General features: G+C 55.7%; 15 protein-coding genes. 3 read left to right on the forward strand and 12 right to left on the reverse strand.

Going from position 1 to position 15,354, the window contains the following annotated elements; genetic code table 11:
* Window positions 1-99: 99 nt before the first annotated feature.
* From betA to HP15_RS17955, 4 genes are all read right to left on the reverse strand, one after another.
* A complete protein-coding gene (gene betA / locus HP15_RS17940) occupies window positions 100-1,785 on the reverse strand; it encodes a choline dehydrogenase (protein WP_014578774.1) in 1,686 nt (561 codons plus the stop codon).
* A 25-nt stretch (window positions 1,786-1,810) separates the two neighbouring features.
* Window positions 1,811-3,280, reverse strand: a complete 1,470-nt coding sequence (betB, locus tag HP15_RS17945) for a betaine-aldehyde dehydrogenase (protein WP_014578775.1) — start codon at window positions 3,278-3,280, stop codon at window positions 1,811-1,813.
* Window positions 3,281-3,343: 63 nt separating this feature from the next.
* Window positions 3,344-3,937 carry a transcriptional regulator BetI gene (gene betI / locus HP15_RS17950; RefSeq protein WP_014578776.1) on the reverse strand — a complete coding sequence of 198 codons (594 nt, stop codon included), beginning with the start codon at window positions 3,935-3,937 and terminating at the stop codon, window positions 3,344-3,346.
* Window positions 3,938-4,132: 195 nt separating this feature from the next.
* On the reverse strand, window positions 4,133-4,345 hold the full coding sequence (locus tag HP15_RS17955) for a hypothetical protein (protein ID WP_014578778.1): 213 nt from the start codon (window positions 4,343-4,345) through the stop codon (window positions 4,133-4,135).
* 240 nt (window positions 4,346-4,585) lie between these two features.
* Between HP15_RS17955 and HP15_RS17960 the strand changes: the two genes are divergently transcribed.
* Both HP15_RS17960 and HP15_RS17965 read left to right on the forward strand, forming a co-directional pair.
* Window positions 4,586-7,186 carry an EAL domain-containing protein gene (locus HP15_RS17960; RefSeq protein ID WP_014578780.1) on the forward strand — a complete coding sequence of 867 codons (2,601 nt, stop codon included), beginning with the start codon at window positions 4,586-4,588 and terminating at the stop codon, window positions 7,184-7,186.
* Between the two features lie 27 nt (window positions 7,187-7,213).
* Window positions 7,214-7,897: a DUF4396 domain-containing protein gene (locus tag HP15_RS17965; RefSeq protein ID WP_014578781.1), complete on the forward strand. Its 684-nt coding sequence runs from the start codon at window positions 7,214-7,216 to the stop codon at window positions 7,895-7,897.
* Window positions 7,898-7,905: 8 nt separating this feature from the next.
* On the opposite strand, the gene HP15_RS17970 is transcribed toward HP15_RS17965, so the two are convergent.
* Window positions 7,906-8,367, reverse strand: a complete 462-nt coding sequence (locus HP15_RS17970) for a methyltransferase family protein (RefSeq protein ID WP_041645806.1) — start codon at window positions 8,365-8,367, stop codon at window positions 7,906-7,908.
* A gap of 6 nt (window positions 8,368-8,373) precedes the next feature.
* Complete coding sequence (locus HP15_RS17975) at window positions 8,374-9,147, reverse strand: CLCA_X family protein (RefSeq protein ID WP_014578783.1); 774 nt, start codon at window positions 9,145-9,147, stop codon at window positions 8,374-8,376.
* A 164-nt stretch (window positions 9,148-9,311) separates the two neighbouring features.
* Between HP15_RS17975 and HP15_RS17980 the strand changes: the two genes are divergently transcribed.
* Complete coding sequence (locus HP15_RS17980; protein ID WP_041645808.1) at window positions 9,312-11,414, forward strand: molybdopterin-dependent oxidoreductase; 2,103 nt, start codon at window positions 9,312-9,314, stop codon at window positions 11,412-11,414.
* 102 nt (window positions 11,415-11,516) lie between these two features.
* On the opposite strand, the gene HP15_RS17985 is transcribed toward HP15_RS17980, so the two are convergent.
* The 6 genes from HP15_RS17985 to HP15_RS18005 form a co-directional block, all read right to left on the reverse strand.
* The gene (locus tag HP15_RS17985; RefSeq protein ID WP_169702184.1) at window positions 11,517-12,365 is read right to left on the reverse strand and encodes a tetratricopeptide repeat protein; all 849 of its coding nucleotides are present in this window, start codon (window positions 12,363-12,365) and stop codon (window positions 11,517-11,519) included.
* A gap of 155 nt (window positions 12,366-12,520) precedes the next feature.
* On the reverse strand, window positions 12,521-12,859 hold the full coding sequence (locus HP15_RS17990; RefSeq protein ID WP_014578787.1) for an antibiotic biosynthesis monooxygenase: 339 nt from the start codon (window positions 12,857-12,859) through the stop codon (window positions 12,521-12,523).
* Between the two features lie 101 nt (window positions 12,860-12,960).
* Entirely contained in the window at window positions 12,961-13,785 is an 825-nt protein-coding gene (locus tag HP15_RS21740; RefSeq protein WP_014578788.1) for a tetratricopeptide repeat protein-like protein, read from the reverse strand.
* 85 nt (window positions 13,786-13,870) lie between these two features.
* Window positions 13,871-14,119, reverse strand: a complete 249-nt coding sequence (locus HP15_RS22015) for a DUF1272 domain-containing protein (RefSeq protein ID WP_081449852.1) — start codon at window positions 14,117-14,119, stop codon at window positions 13,871-13,873.
* An 84-nt stretch (window positions 14,120-14,203) separates the two neighbouring features.
* Window positions 14,204-14,959: an RES family NAD+ phosphorylase gene (locus tag HP15_RS18000; protein ID WP_041645810.1), complete on the reverse strand. Its 756-nt coding sequence runs from the start codon at window positions 14,957-14,959 to the stop codon at window positions 14,204-14,206.
* 122 nt (window positions 14,960-15,081) lie between these two features.
* On the reverse strand, window positions 15,082-15,285 hold the full coding sequence (locus tag HP15_RS18005; RefSeq protein WP_014578790.1) for a hypothetical protein: 204 nt from the start codon (window positions 15,283-15,285) through the stop codon (window positions 15,082-15,084).
* Window positions 15,286-15,354: the final 69 nt, after the last annotated feature.

The raw sequence follows: 15,354 nt of genomic DNA on the forward strand, positions 1-15,354 counted from the left end.
GGCGCCCGAAAACGGCAGAACACCGTCGCGCTGATAGGGAAATCCTGAGGGCTTGCAAAACCCCGGGCACGTTGCACGCCCGGGTGGGATGACGACGCGCTATGCGAGCGCGCGCTTTGCCTGTCCCGGTCGCTGACGTGTCTGCCACTGGTCGTCCATCACCACAGGCGCGTCAGAAGGTTGCAGGGGCTCCCTGCCCCGGATCAGATCGGCTGCCCGCTCGGCCACCATGATGGTGGGCGAATTCAGGTTGCCGTTGGGTATGGTCGGGAAGATGGACGAATCCACCACCCTGAGATTCCGGATACCGTGAACCCGCGTCTCCGGGTCCACCACCGCCAGCTCGTCGGTGCCCATCTTGCAGGAGCAGGACGGGTGGTAGGCGCTCTCAACCGCCTGGCGAACAAACGCATCAATTTCCTCGTCGGTCTGGACCTCGGCACCGGGCTGGATCTCCGCTCCGCGGTACTCGTCCATGGCCGGCTGGTTGATGATTTCCCGGGTCAGGCGCACACAGTCCCGGAAGCCCTCGCGGTCTGCCTCGTGCTGCAGATAATTGAAGCGGATGGTCGGTGCCTGTTTCGGGTCGGCCGATTGCACATGCACAAAGCCCCGACTCTTCGGCTTGTTGTGACCAATGTGCAGCTGGAATCCGTCTCCATTGAAGGCTTCTTTACCGTCGTAGCGCATGGCTGCCGGTAAGAAGTGATATTGCAGGTCGGGCCACTCGACGCCGGCCTTGGACCGGATAAAGCCACAGGACTCGAAGTGATTGGTGGCGCCCAGACCGTCCTTGCGGAGAATCCAGCGAACACCGATCTTCAGCTTGTTCCACCAGTCCAGCTTGCCGTTGAGCGACACCGGCTGTTTGCAGCGGTACTGAAAGTAAAACTCCAGGTGGTCCTGCAGGTTCTCACCAACGCCGGGTAGCTCGTGCTTTACCTCGATACCAGCCTTCTCCAGTACCTCACGCTTGCCAATTCCGGACAGCTGAAGCAGGTGGGGTGAACCGATAGAGCCCGCTGACAGGATGACTTCCTCGGCGGCTTTCGCCTCGTGCACCTTGCCGCCCTGCTCGTAACGGACACCTGTGGCGGTTTTGCCATCGAGCAACACCTTGTGCACCAGGGCATGGGTGACCACAGTCAGGTTATCGCGATCCATGGCCGGGCGCAGATAGGCGTTCGCAGTGGACCAGCGACGACCGTTCTTCACGGTCATGTGCATGGCGCCGAAGCCTTCCTGCTGGGTACCGTTGTAATCATCGGTCTCAAAGTAACCGGCATCGGAACCCGCCCTGATAAAGGCCTTATAGAGCGGATTCTGCATGTTATTGCCGTTATTCACACCGAGCGGGCCCTTATCGCCCCGGTAGTCATTGCCGCCAAAGGCCCAGGTCTCGGCCTTCCTGAAATAGGGCAGGACGTTGCGATAATGCCAGCCGGTAGCGCCCTCGGAATCCCATTCGTCAAAATCCCGGGCGTGGCCACGGACATACACCATGCCGTTGATGGAGGAAGAACCACCCAGCACCTTGCCCCGGGGGCAGTGCATGCGGCGGTTATCCAGGAACGGCTCTGGCTCGGTCTCGAACTGCCAGGCGTATTTCTTGGTGTTCATGGGAATGGACAGGGCGGTGGGCATCTGGATGAAGATGCTCTTGTCGCTGCCGCCGGTTTCCAGCAGCAGCACCCGGTGGCGCGCGTCCTCGGTCAGGCGGTTGGCCAATACACAACCGGCGGAACCCGCACCCACAATGATGTAGTCGTATCGATTTTCTGTCATACGCGTTCTCCTGTGTGGCCTGCGATTAAAAGGGAGCGTCCAAATCTTCCATGCCCACATACACCGATTTGATCTGGGTGTAGTGAGCAATGGTTTCGCGCCCGTTCTCGCGGCCGATGCCGGAGAGTTTGTAACCGCCGACCGGCATTTCCGCCGGGGAAGCGCCGTAGCTGTTGATCCAGCAGATGCCGGCCTGGATCTGGTGAATCACCCGGTGAGCCCGACGGATATCGTTGGTGAACACGCCAGCGGCCAGACCCGTATCCGTGTTATTCGCGCGGGCAATCACCTCGTCCTCATCGCGGAAAGTGAGGACCGACATCACCGGCCCGAAAATCTCTTCCTTTACGATGGTCATATCATCGGTGCAGTCGGTGAAAATGGTGGGTTCCACGAAATAGCCGCCTTTGGAATCCTCCGGCTCGAAGGCCCGACCACCGTGGCTGAGAGTCGCGCCTTCGGATAGGCCTTTGGCGATGTAATCGAGCACCAGATCCCGGTGTTTTGCGGAGATGAGCGCGCCGAAATTGGTGTCCGGATTCATCGGGTCGCCGGGCTTGATATTGTTGCGGGTGCGTTCCAGCAGACGTTCGATAAAGCGCGGGTACAGATCTTCATGAACAAACACCCGGGTGCCGTTGGTGCAGATCTCACCCTGGGTGTAGAAGTTGCCGACCATGGCGGCGGAAATGGCGTTCTCAAGATCCGCATCGTCAAAGATGATCAGCGGGGATTTTCCGCCGAGTTCCATGGTGACGTCTTTCAGGGTGGAAGATGCCGCTGCCATAACTTTCTTCCCGGTGGCCACTTCGCCGGTGAAGGAGACCTTGGCAATCTCGGGGTGGTGGGTCAGCCACTGGCCAACTTCGGCGGCGCCCTGCACCACGTTGAATACGCCCGCCGGCACGCCCGCTTCGGTAAAGATTTCCGCCAGCTTCACCGCACCCATGGGGGTTTCCTCGGATGGCTTGAAGATCATGGCGTTACCGCAGGCCAGGGCCGGCGCGGATTTCCAGCAGGCGATCTGGATCGGGTAGTTCCAGGCGCCAATGCCGGCGCAGATGCCCAGGGGCTCCCGGCGGGTGTAGTAAAAATCACCGCCCAGGTCCTGTTGGTTACCTTCGATGGAGGGTGCCAGGCCGGCAAAGAACTCAACCGCATCGGCACCGGTGACCACATCCACGGCTTCTGCTTCCTGCCAGGGCTTGCCAGTATCGCGCACCTCTGCGGCAGCCAATTCATCATTACGCTCTCTCAGAATCGCAACCGCTCGAAGCAAAATCCGGCTGCGCTCGATGGCAGTCATGGCAGACCACTCGGCAAAACCGGCGCGGGCACTTTCAATGGCGGCCTGCTGCACGGATTCATCCGCCACTTCCACTTCGTAGATAACCTGACCCGTGGCCGGGTTCACCACGGGGAAGGTTTCGCCAGTGCTGTTGGCCAGGAAACGGCCATGGACGAAATTCTGAACAACAGGAAGAGATGCAGACATAGTCGGTAATTAACCTCGGTTCGGTGTCTTCAGGCCTTGTGGGCCGTTCGAATCAATCTCGGCTCAGGCGGTTGCCTGGGCCAGTGTCTCGTGGACAAATTTCTTGCAGAGCCGCTCACCGGCTTCAAAGCTCTCTGCCGGGTCCAGGCTCAGGGCACTGCGCAACCAGAACCCATCGATCATTGCCGCGGTTTGCCGGGCGGCCTCAGTCGCTGCGCCGGGTTCAAGCACCTGTGCGAAGGAATATCGCAGGTTGCTGTACAGCCGGGCGTTGTTGATCTGCTGCAGCCGCTTGAGCCCCGGCTCATGCATCGACCGGGCCCAGAAGCTCAGCCAGGTCTTGGCCGCCAGCGCCGAGCGCTGAAACTCGGAAAAGTTCGACTCGATGATGCAATTGAGCCGCTGTTCCGGGGAGCGGTCGGTCTTGGCCATGCGCTCCCGCAGTTCCTTGCCCAGTTGATCGAGCAGATAACGCAGGGCCGCCTCAATCAGACCCTGCTTGCCGCCGAAATAATGGCTGATAATCCCGGAGGACATGCCCGCCCGTTTGCTGATGCTCACAATGGTGGTGTTCTGCATTCCGAGCTCGGCAATCGAATGCATGGTGGCTTCGATCAGCTGCTGCTTGCGTGTGTCTTTGACCCCAACTTTTGGCATGGCGGCTTCGGTTACTCGTCTTGATTCCGGTGTTGAAAAGCAGCACCAATCAGCCCTGCTTTTTATTAATTGAACGTTCAATTAATAAAAAGCTTACAGAAGCGAGGCGGGGAATTCAAACCTGATCAGAAAGCAGGGAGCCTTCGCGCCACTCTGATATGGCGCGGTTGTGACGGCAGGAAGGGCAAGCAAATATCAGCTATGGCGACGGTAATCCGGGTCTGTCCAGCACACAGGAAGCGCTTCACCGGAGGGAAATGCGAGTTCGGATTTTTTAAACAATTCAGGATCCTGCGCCTCCTCTCCGTAATGGAGGCTGCCTCGCACCTGCTGGCTATGGGGATCAAACAGCGCCTGTGTATCCAGAACTTCGATCAGGTGCCCGGTTGCTTTTTCAGCGACGAACATAGAGGCCTCCTTGGGAATGAATATCTCCTTTCAACGTAGCAGATGGGCCGCTATCGAGACAGGTGCTTGAGGGCTACGGAGAGCAAAAAGGGACGGGTGGGCAAGGCGGAGAATCTGCAGATATGAGACATTTCGCTACATTAAATATTGGTTCTCGGCTTTTCCGGTGAAGAAAGGCTGTTAAGCTGATGATCAGGAAAATAAAAAAGCCTGATGGCGATATAACGGGGTCTACTGTTGGTGATCCTCAGCACTGCTCTGCGTATCTTTTTACTGAGTCTGGCGACGTTCACGTCGCAGTTTGCGCATGCGGATAGCGCCCCGGTCACACTTGCCTCAGAAAAACCGATTGAAAGCCATTTCCAGTACTGGGAAGACGCCAGCGCCGAAGCGGAGCTGGCCGATGTTCGCGCCCTCCCCGATGCCGCCTGGCAGACCAACCCATCGGGAAAGGCCACCTTCGGGATTACCGATTCCGCCTACTGGCTGCGGGTTGAGGTGCAAAACCAGACCGGGCGCGACCAGCTGCTGATTGCCGAGCTGGGCTATTCCCAGTTTGATGACGTGGTGTTTCACGAGCTCTCCGGCGGCACCCTGCTTCGAGAATTCGCCACCGGGGACACCCGCCCTTTCTACCCCAGGGATGTCGACCATCCCAACATGCTATATCGATTCCATGTGGCCCCGGACGCCTCGAAAACGCTTTATATCCGGGTCGCCACCCAGGGCACGATGGTAGTGCCGCTGCAGATCTGGCAGCAGAATGATTTTTACGAAGCCGCTGCCAACGAGCAGAAGCTGCACTTTTTCTATTACGGCAGTCTGGCAGTGATCATCCTGATCAACCTGGCCGTGTTCCTGACCCTGCGAGAAAAGCTGTACCTGTACTACGCCCTGGCCATTTCAGGCTACTTCCTGTTCTTCGCCGCTGTGCGCGGCTATACACTTCAGCATATCTACCCGGGCGCACCGTTTCTTCACACGCATGTGCTTCTACTGTCGATGCCATTCCTGGCGATGTTCTCGATACTGTTCTGCATGGAGTTCCTCCAGGTGCGCTCTAACAGCCCCAGGCTGTACCGGGCCCTGCAGGCGATGCTCTTGTTTGAAATGCTGTTTTTCCTGTCTGCGCCGATGCTGGATTACGACACCGGTATCCGGGTGGCGGCCGTTTCCGCGTTCGCATTCTTCTCGCTGCTCCTGGTGGCCGGCCCTGTGGCCTGGGCTGCCGGTGTCCGGGCCGGGGTATTCTTCACGATCGCCTGGACACCTCTTACGATAGGGGTCTCGGCAACGGCAGGGCGGGCCCTGGGCCTGCTGCCGGAGAATTTCTTTACCGAGTACGCCATGCAGATCGGCTCCGGGCTCGAGGCTTTCATTCTCACGCTTGCCCTCGCCGACCGCCTATACCGGGAACGGGAACAGAAAATTCAGGCTCAGGCCGATATCCTCAAACAACAGAAGGCCCGCAACGAAGCCCAAACCCAGTTGAATGAAGCGCTGACCCATGACCCGGTGACCGGGCTACCAAACCGGAACCGATTCGAATGGATGGTGGATGAGCAATTGCGGCAAAACCCCAACGGGCGCTTCATGGTGGGCGTTACCCGGATAACGCAGCTCAAGGAAATAAACCGGACCCTGGGCCTGGACCGCAGCGAACGTTTGCTCAAGGCCATGGCAGAGCAGATGACCCGTTTAGCCTCAGGCCTTCCCATGGTTCATCACACCGTCGATGCGCGTGGGAACGATGAGCGGGTATATCAGCTGTCTGGCGACAGTTTTGGTTTGTTGGTGAACGTCAGTAAAACGGCAGACGACTTCCAGTCGCTGGATAACGCACTTAAACAACTGGCGGAACCCGTGTTGCTGGATAACATCGCCATAGAGCCCAATCCCCGGTTCGGTGCCGCCAGCTATCCGGAACATGGCAAGAAAGCCGCCCTGCTGATCCGCAATGCCCATGTCGGCATGGAAATGGCGCCTCATGGCCCGTATCAAACCGGCCTGTATTCCCGCAAGGATGACATCTATGACGAAAGCCGGCTGACGTTGATGTCCGACCTCCGGGAGGCACTGCACCACAATCAGACCGAGCTCTACTATCAGCCCAAAATCAGCCTGGCGACAGGTAAAGTGGTGGGTGTGGAAGCCCTGATCCGCTGGCATCACCCGGACCGGGGCTGGGTGCCGCCGATTGAGTTTGTTCCGATGGCGGAGAAAACCGGGGTGATCAAACATCTGACCCGATGGGTGGTGGACCAGGCTCTGAACGATCTGAAGGAACTCCATGCCCTCGATCCGGCTCTGACCGTTTCTGTGAATATCTCTGCCCGGGATCTGAGCTCTCCGGAACTGGTGGGCCTGTTCGAAACCCGGACAAAGCGCAATCAGCTGAACCCGGAACAGGTCATTATTGAGCTGACCGAAACCGCTGCCATGGATGATCCCCACAGGGGCCTGAGCGCCCTGAACGAATTAACGGCTATCGGGCTGAAGCTGTCGATTGACGACTTTGGCGCCGGCTACTCCTCGCTTTCCTATCTCAAGAAACTGCCGGCCAGCGAAATCAAACTGGACCGCGCCCTGTTACAGGACATCGAATCCAGCGAGGGCGCGCGGATGATTGTCGAAACCGCCATCAGGATGGGCCAGGGCCTGGGCTATCAGGTGGTGGCCGAGGGTGTCGAAACCGAAAAGTCGGCCCGCCTTCTGAACCAGTTGGGAGCGGAAATGCTCCAGGGCTACTGGATCTGCTCGCCGAAGCCGCTCCACGAGCTACAGGCCTGGCTGGAGGTTGAAAGAAAGGCGCCCAGCCTCCAAGGACTACAACAGGTATAGATTTCCCTGAAAAGGACGGTATTCGCTATGAGCCTTGATCAGATTCAGGCCCTTATCGACACCTGGACGGGATTGGGCATCTGGCTGGCCCTTGTTGCGGCCAGCGTCGTCTGGGTGGTTTACGACCTGAGAACCAGCAACAGCCACATTGCCTCCATGATGCAGTGGGTGTGGGGGCTTACCGTGCTTTATTCCGGGCCGGTCGGCGTCGCTATCTACCGATACTCGGGGCGCAAACAGATCCCGACAGACAGCCTTGCCCGCAAGGGCTTCCGGTCGGTAGCACATTGCTACTCCGGCTGCGGCATCGGCGAAATTCTCGGCGTGATTATTTCGGTTGGCCTGTTTGCCATGGGTAATTTCTGGGCTGCCATCATCACCTTTACGCTGGCCTATATCTTCGGCTTCGCCCTGAATATTGGCCCGATGATGCAGAACGGCATGGCATTCAAAGAAGCGTTCAAGGGCGCCTTCTTCGCAGAAACCATAAGCATCGTTGTGATGGAGTCCGTGGCAATTACCACCGATCTCTACCTCGGCGGCAACGCCACCATGGGGGATGCCCTGTTCTGGTCCTCTCTTTACATCTCACTCTCACTGGGTTTGTTTGCAGCCTGGCCCGCCAACCTGCTGCTGATCAAATACGGCCTCAAGGGTGGCATGGGCGATCCGAGGGATGAGAACGCGGCTGCTCACGCGCACTGCCACTGAATTGCTGATCACATCCAGCGGCGAACCTCGGCACAGTAGGTCGCATAGGCGGCACCGAACTTGTCCCGCATGAACCGCTCCTCCGGAACAATCTGGAAATGGTTCATGTAGAGGACAAATGCCGGTAGAAAAAGCAGGGCCGGCAGATTGCCAAGCCACAGCCCCCAGGCGCAGAGAACCAGCAGGAATCCGAGGTACATCGGGTTTCTGCTGTACCGATAGACACCAGAAACCACGAGACTTTCCGACTGCCCGGGAACCCTGGGATCTACCGTTGTGCCCGCCTTTCTGAACGCCGAGACACCAAGAATCGCGATCGCCATACCCGTCAGTGCAACGCCAGACGCCAACCAGCCTGCTGCTGGAATGGCAATTGCCAAGTCAGGTGCAATGCGGGACAGAGCCCACATCCCAACTGCCACAATAGCGACAAGAACCACCGGCGGTATTTTCAGCTCAAGTGCTGTCACAAGCCATTACTCCTCTGCTGACCGGAGCGCCCGGCCAAGAGCGGTATAATAATCGCAAAAAGCGTTTTTGACGCGTTCGCGTTCCGCGCCCACCGGGTACAGACCCAGTTTTGCCTCTTCAGATTCTCGGGTTCCGCTCACCAGAAAGGCGTTCTTCACGTTTGCATCCTGCACAAACGCTTCAAACGCCCGGGCGCAAAGCTCTTCGGGCAGGCTGAAATACTGAATCCCCGCCGCCTTGTCGGCCTTTATTGAGCAACGGAAAAGCTCGCTGGGCTCTGCACCTTTTTCGTCCAGAAGAATCGCCTTGAAGCAGGCCTGCAGTCGATCGTTCAGCGGATGCCGAACAGCGTCGTCACGGCCAAGCCAGAGCTTTGAGGCAAACTGGCCTCTCTGGGCCTCGCCGAAAAGTTTCTCGCCGATGTAATGATCGAAGGCGTGAAACCACTCGTGGGCGATGCTGCCAGGCCCGGCATTTTTGGCCAGTGAGAAGCTGCGCGTGGCCGGCGTGTAGTGGGCCGACACACCGGGCCGCCCACCAATGCCATATTGAAGAGCAAGGGTGCCACGCAGGGAAACCAGCGACTCGGTGCCGCCAAGAATGGTCATCAGGTCGCACAGGGCATCGTAGAACAGCGACGCACTGCGCTGTTTTTCCGGCTCGGTGACCCAGCGGCCAAGCTCGATGGTACGAAACTGGAAACGACGGCGGACGTCGAGAAAGGTAACCGGCGCTCCGGCTCGATGGTCCGGGCCCCGACGGTAAAAGGTTTTAGCCATGGGGCTATTGTACGATGAAATTCCGGCCTGTCTTTCAGGCACCGGGAGAAACATTATTTGGCGGGATTGACCGGTTTTATGTGAATTATGACCGTCTGATTTTTCGCCGGCTTGTGCCACACTGCCAGAACCAATAACGACAATATCCGGACCGAGTGTTTGCCATGACCGACACCCAGACCCATTACCGCACCTGTAACATCTGTGAAGCCATGTGTGGCCTCGAAATCCAGCATCGGGGTAGCGAGATCCTGTCCATCAAGGGTGACAGCAACGACCCGTTCAGCCACGGCCATATCTGCCCGAAAGCCGTTGCACTGCAGGATTTCTACAATGACAAGGACCGCCTGAAAGCACCCATGAAGCGCACCGCGGACGGCTGGCAGGAGATCAGCTGGGAAGCTGCCTTCGAGGAAATCGCCTCGCGGTTTCGCGGCATCCAGCAGGAACACGGGCAGGATGCGGTCGGGGTTTATCTGGGTAATCCAAACGCCCATAACTTCGGCAACGCCATCATGCTGCCGCGGTTCTTCAAGGCGCTGGGCACCAATAACCGCTACAGCTCCGCATCGGCGGACCAGTTACCACACCACGTGGCCTCCAATTACATGCTGGGTGCCGGCATGCTGATTCCGGTGCCAGACATCGACCATACGGATTTCATGCTGATCATTGGTGCCAACCCGATTGTTTCCAACGGCAGCCTGATGACCGCCCCCGGCGTCGGCAAACGCCTGAAGGCCATCCAGCAACGCGGCGGCAAGGTGGTGGTGGTTGATCCACGGCGTACCGAGACCGCGAGAAAGGCCGACCAGCACCTGTTTATCCGCCCGGAAACCGATGCCCTGTTCATGCTGGCCATGGTCCACACCCTGTTCGAGGAACAGCTGGTTACCCTTGGCCACCTGGAAGACCGGATCGACGGGCTGGAGCAACTGGCCGAGGCCGTAAAACCCTATAGCCCGGAAACCGTGGAGGCAGCCTGTGGTATGACCGCAGAGGCCATCCGCGAGCTGGCCCAGGAGATGGCAGCTGCGAAGAGCGCCGTTTGCTACAGCCGCATGGGCGCCTCGACGCAGTCGTTCGGCGGCCTCTGCCAGTGGCTCAACAATGTATTGAATATTCTCACCGGCAACTTCGATAGCCGCGGTGGCGCCATGTTCCCCCAGCCGGCCTTTGATCTTGTCAGGGACAAAAAGGGCAAGCCGAGTTCCTATGGCCGTTACGAGTCCCGGGTGCGAAAACTGCCCTACTTCAACAACGAATTCCCGGTCGCTACCCTGGCTGATGAGATCCTGACCCCGGGCGAGGGCCAGATCCGCGCGATGATCACCATCGCCGGCAATCCGGTGCTTTCGGCACCCGGCGGAACCCGCCTGGAAGACGCCTTTGATGCCCTGGATTTCATGGTGTCGGTGGATATCTACCTGAACGAAACCACCCGCCACGCGGACATCATCCTGCCGGCCACAACCGGGCTGGAAGTGCCGCACTTCGATGTGTTCTTCAACTCTTTCGCCGTTCGCAATACCGCCAAGTTCTCGGAACCGATGTTCGAGAAAGCGCCGAACCAGAAACACGACTGGGAAATTCTGCGGGATCTGGCCCTGCAGTTAACGGGCCTGGAAGACGATGGCGTAACGCCGGAGGCCATGCTGGATCTGGGACTGAAACACGGCGCCTACGGAAAAGTGGGCATGAGCCTAGAGACCCTGAAAGCCAACCCCCATGGTGTGGATCTGGGACCACTGCAGCCCTGCCTGGCGCAGCGCATCCAGACCGAGGACGGCAAGATCCGCATTGCCCCCGAGCTATACCTGAAGGATCTGAAACGCCTGGATGCCTCGGGCCTGTTGCAGGCAGATGAAAACAGTGACTATCCGTTCACGCTGATTAGCCGCCGCCTGCCCCGCAGCCACAACACCTGGACCCAGAACTCCCACCGCCTGGTCAAAGGCAAGAACCCGTGCACGCTACAGATGAACACCGCAGATGCCCTCAAAATCGGGCTTGAAGACGGACAACTGGCCACGGTTACGTCGGCTTCCGGGAGCATCAACCTGCCGGTGGAAATCGACGACGATATGTTTGAGGGTGTGATCAGCATGCCCCAGGGCTGGGGCCACAACCGGCCGGACACCGCCATGTCGATCGCCGAGGGACAACCCGGCGTGAGCATGAACGACGTCACCGATTCCGGGCGCATTGACGCACTGACGGGCAATGCGGCGTTTAATGGTACGAGGGTAGCCGTACGCGCAGCCTGATGTGAGACATGACATGGAGAAGATTGCGCTTCTTCCTGAATAGGGGAAGGCTGTCAATTAGTCCTCGCTGGTAATGCCGGAGGCTGGTCGGCGAATCCCCTTTTATGGGCTTTCTTTCCACACACAAGGCTGACTGCCGGCAGAACCAACAAAGGGCGTTTGATTCGATTCATAGTGCCAGGGAAGGCCTTTCTCGTACGTTTTCAGGCGACACTCCAGCCAACTTTTCCAGACCAGGAACTTGGGATAATCCTTACTATCCTCAATCAACCTGTCTATCGCGTTCTTCTGAGTTTCGACAGCTTCATCAAACTGACCATTTTCTGCGAGAACGGCCGCCAACGTATCCAGTGTTGTTGCCTGCTTTGATTCCTCATCGTCCTCCATGACTTCCTGAATCAACTCCAGCGCTCGAGCACCATCACGAAACTCTGCATCCGGGTGGACCGCCAAAAACCAGGAATAATGATGCGCTGAATAGACTTCGCTATCGTAATCGACTGATCGTTCGAACAGCGCCTTGGATATGCCGATATTCTTATCGACACCTTTTCCGAAAGCGTAAGATTTGGCCAGTAAACCAAGAGCAGGCGAATACTCGGAGTAACGATCTCCCCTTAAAATATCCGTTCCTTCTTCATCATTGCCGGGATCATCGTCGTAAAGCAGAATTTTAGCGTTTGCCAACGGCATAAAGTAATCGAGGTACTGATCCCAACGACCGTGCTCCAGGCTTTGCGATAGCTGGTAATACTCCTTTGCTTTCTCGATATCGCGCGGGATCTGGTAATCGGACAAAAAAAGGAAGCTGGCCATGACCGCAGAGGACTTACTACCGTCCTCGTTTGCTGCCGTTTCAAAATATGGCAGAGCTTCCTCGTATTTATTGTCGTCTACAAGATCAAAGCCTTTTCCACTTTGAGTGATTGAACACCCCGCGAGCTGCAACAAACACAGCAAAACGATCCCTCGACACCTGACGCTCACCACCCGAACTCCATCAACCATTGACCAAGAATAAGGTTTTACAGTTTTCTGCAGCTTTTTTCACACAATCCGAGCACAAATTCAGCGATCAATAGCGCACTGATTCTCCCCGCGCCGTATCAGCTATCGGAAAACGAGACTGGCTGAGCCAAAACAGGCTGCAAGTAATCGTCACTGACTTCCAATTCATAGACAGTTTTCGATTGAACCAAACAGTCGAGCATGTGTTTGCGTGCTCTATGATATTTTTCATCGATCACGTGACGATCTTTTTCCCACGTTTCCCGATCAGGCCACTGAGCATAACCAACCAGGATATTCGGCTTGTCTGAGGTATGGAGTCTTGAACCAAAACTGCCACAGTGCTCATAGATAGCTTTCGTCACTTCAAGCCAGGCTTCACGAAATGAAGTCTCTGTGCCTTCCTTGATTTCAAACTCGTAAACGGCAACAAACATTCGTTTCCCCTCTGAGCTCTAGCGCTGAGCGCACCGGCGCACTAGCGCACCGGCGCACTTTAGTGCGTCCGAGTGGCGCGTTTTGTTAGGCTCCAAGTGATTCATTTCGAGTATTCTGCTAGAAACTCCTTTGCTTTTCTTAGTGATTCCTTGATGTAAAACTTTGAGCCCGGCTTGATATTTTTCTCTTCAATAAAATCAACGTAAAACTTTAACCGATCATACGCTTTATCGAACTGACCTAGTGCGCGATACTGTTCACCGGCCCTCAGATATGCCAAACACTGCTTGGGATTCAGTTCGATCGATTTTTCCCACGAGGAAAGAGCTAAATCAAGGTATCCCATGGCTTGATACCTATTCCCTATATTTAGAAAACATAAAGAAGGGTTGGGGTCATTATTTTCTATGGCTTTCAAATACGCAGCAATTGCTTCTGCGTGTTTTCCAGATGCACCGAGCCGAACGCCCAAGTCAAAATTTAGCTCTTCTTCTTGTTCTTTTATCTCAGCATTTAATTCGCCCAATTTCTTAGCGAAAATATCGCTAATGTTTTTCTTTACACCATCATCCAGACTCTTAGACAAATCGTGAAATTCTTTTTCTATTTCATTTTTAGTTACCTCAACCTTTTCCTCGATTGCTTGGAAAGCGGAACGCGTTAGATATTTACCTTGAATTGAAGTCAAAAAGTTTTCTTCATCTTTGAAGTCACTAGGTGCATATAGAACCTTAGGATTAAAATTAAGAGTTAAAAAGAAGATCATCACGATGATTAGTGGGAACAGCATCACGAACCAGATAAAAATCTTCTGTAAATCCGGGGAGATAAGCCCGACCGTAATTGTTCCAGCAATTTCCGCTAGCGCTGAAAATATGGCAATTATCGTCAGTGGATTCGAAACGGTTCTTATTCTTTCGATCATTTCATATTTCTCGATAGCCTAACGCCGAGCAGAGCGGCGGCTGAAAGCCGTCCGGCGGCCAACGGCCGCGTACTGATGCGACTGGTTATGAATTGGCACTGCATCCACCGGCCTTTACCACACGTTGCGTTGGCGCCGGATATTTGCCAAGCAGTGATTCTGGGCGAATGGGACGGGGCGAAAAATTGCCACCACAGTTGGGGCACTGATTACCCAGCACATCAGATGCGCAAGATTCGCAGAACGTGCACTCGAATGTGCAGATTACCGCCTCACTGGAGTCCGGCGGCAAATCCTTGTCACAACACTCGCAATTGGGTCTCAATTCGAGCATAGAATCCTCCGTGCTGATTCATAACGCCGATGGTAATGGGCGGCTACGGAGCGCAGCGCAGTAGACGTACCGTTGACCATATTGTTATGGCTTCTTCTGCACATAGTATCGATTTGCGCACTCACTGAACTCGAAGCTAACCAATTTTGTTTCCATCACAGTACAGGTAACGACTTCGGCAGCATCTAGTTGAAAAAGAATAAAGTTGTGTCCGCCGCCCATGCTACTTTTAAAACAAACACCGTCGTATCCTTGCGACTTAAAAAACTCGGCTAATATCTGTGTTGGCACGTAATCTGACGCATCATCAGCGTTAGTTACTGGTTTGGTAAATGCCTCGTTGATCATTGACCAGACGGCGTTGCCAATATCTTCTTGGGATACTGGTGGGTTAAAAATACATTCAACGTGGGAATAGTGATGGGGAACTGAGTAGCAATCGACGAGCCTCAGGTTCTTTTGTATTTCGAACTGAGCAGATGACAGACGTTGGCCTAAATGTGGACGAAGTTCCGCGAGCGCAGTATTCTCATCATTCGACAGATATAAATACGAAATCCCCTTCGGATTGCCACGTCCCTCCTTTCCCTTATTTGGAATAGGTTTCATGCGTTGGGCTGCATATCCTGTTATTTCCGGCCCTCCCTCCAGCTCATGCTCGTCATGGCCGATCTGAGCTCGATAAAGGATGCTTTCTTTAGCCAAGGATCGTTCGCGCGGAGGCAAGGTACGCTTTATATTAGCTAGAAACTCCGATACCAAGGGCGAATGGACGAAACGGTTTTCTAGCTTGACCTCTCTTTCAAAGTCTTGAAAATCCCGCCATGAATTAAATCCCAAACCCACAACCTCCTGAATTGGTGCCCATAACTACGAGCGCAGCGGCAAAAAGCCGTCCAGTGGAGGGCCATAGGCCCGGAACTGACTTAATGGCCTTGTTATTGGGCAGAAAAACTCCTGAGTCACGGCTTGGTGTAGCCATACTTGCCCGGGTCCTCAAAAATGGTTGCCACTGTCGCCGTTGCCTCTTCCCTCGAAAGCTCTACACGTTGCAATAGAGCAATCGCTTCTTCTTGATCGCGAGACAAAATGGCCGCATCAAACTCATCCATGATCCGGGCATCAAAGAGACGTTCATTGATGGTCATTCCAGCCAGTTTGCTCATAATCGTCTAGAGACCCTAACGCTGAGGTAACCGGCACCGGAGCGCCAGCGGAGGGAACCAAAAGCGGTA

The organism is Marinobacter adhaerens HP15 (assembly GCF_000166295.1).
GTDB classification, from domain to species: Bacteria; Pseudomonadota; Gammaproteobacteria; order Pseudomonadales; family Oleiphilaceae; genus Marinobacter; species Marinobacter adhaerens.

Excerpts from the sequence above, each read along its gene's own strand:
- betA (WP_014578774.1), bottom strand. The coding sequence starts at position 1,785 with ATGACAGAAAATCGATACGACTACATCATTGTGGGTGCGGGTTCCGCC.
- betB (WP_014578775.1), bottom strand. The coding sequence starts at position 3,280 with ATGTCTGCATCTCTTCCTGTTGTTCAGAATTTCGTCCATGGCCGTTTC.
- betI (WP_014578776.1), bottom strand. The coding sequence starts at position 3,937 with ATGCCAAAAGTTGGGGTCAAAGACACACGCAAGCAGCAGCTGATCGAA.
- HP15_RS17955 (WP_014578778.1), bottom strand. The coding sequence starts at position 4,345 with ATGTTCGTCGCTGAAAAAGCAACCGGGCACCTGATCGAAGTTCTGGAT.
- HP15_RS17965 (WP_014578781.1), top strand. The coding sequence starts at position 7,214 with ATGAGCCTTGATCAGATTCAGGCCCTTATCGACACCTGGACGGGATTG.
- HP15_RS17975 (WP_014578783.1), bottom strand. The coding sequence starts at position 9,147 with ATGGCTAAAACCTTTTACCGTCGGGGCCCGGACCATCGAGCCGGAGCG.
- HP15_RS17980 (WP_041645808.1), top strand. The coding sequence starts at position 9,312 with ATGACCGACACCCAGACCCATTACCGCACCTGTAACATCTGTGAAGCC.
- HP15_RS17990 (WP_014578787.1), bottom strand. The coding sequence starts at position 12,859 with ATGTTTGTTGCCGTTTACGAGTTTGAAATCAAGGAAGGCACAGAGACT.
- HP15_RS21740 (WP_014578788.1), bottom strand. The coding sequence starts at position 13,785 with ATGATCGAAAGAATAAGAACCGTTTCGAATCCACTGACGATAATTGCC.
- HP15_RS22015 (WP_081449852.1), bottom strand. The coding sequence starts at position 14,119 with ATGCTCGAATTGAGACCCAATTGCGAGTGTTGTGACAAGGATTTGCCG.
- HP15_RS18005 (WP_014578790.1), bottom strand. The coding sequence starts at position 15,285 with ATGAGCAAACTGGCTGGAATGACCATCAATGAACGTCTCTTTGATGCC.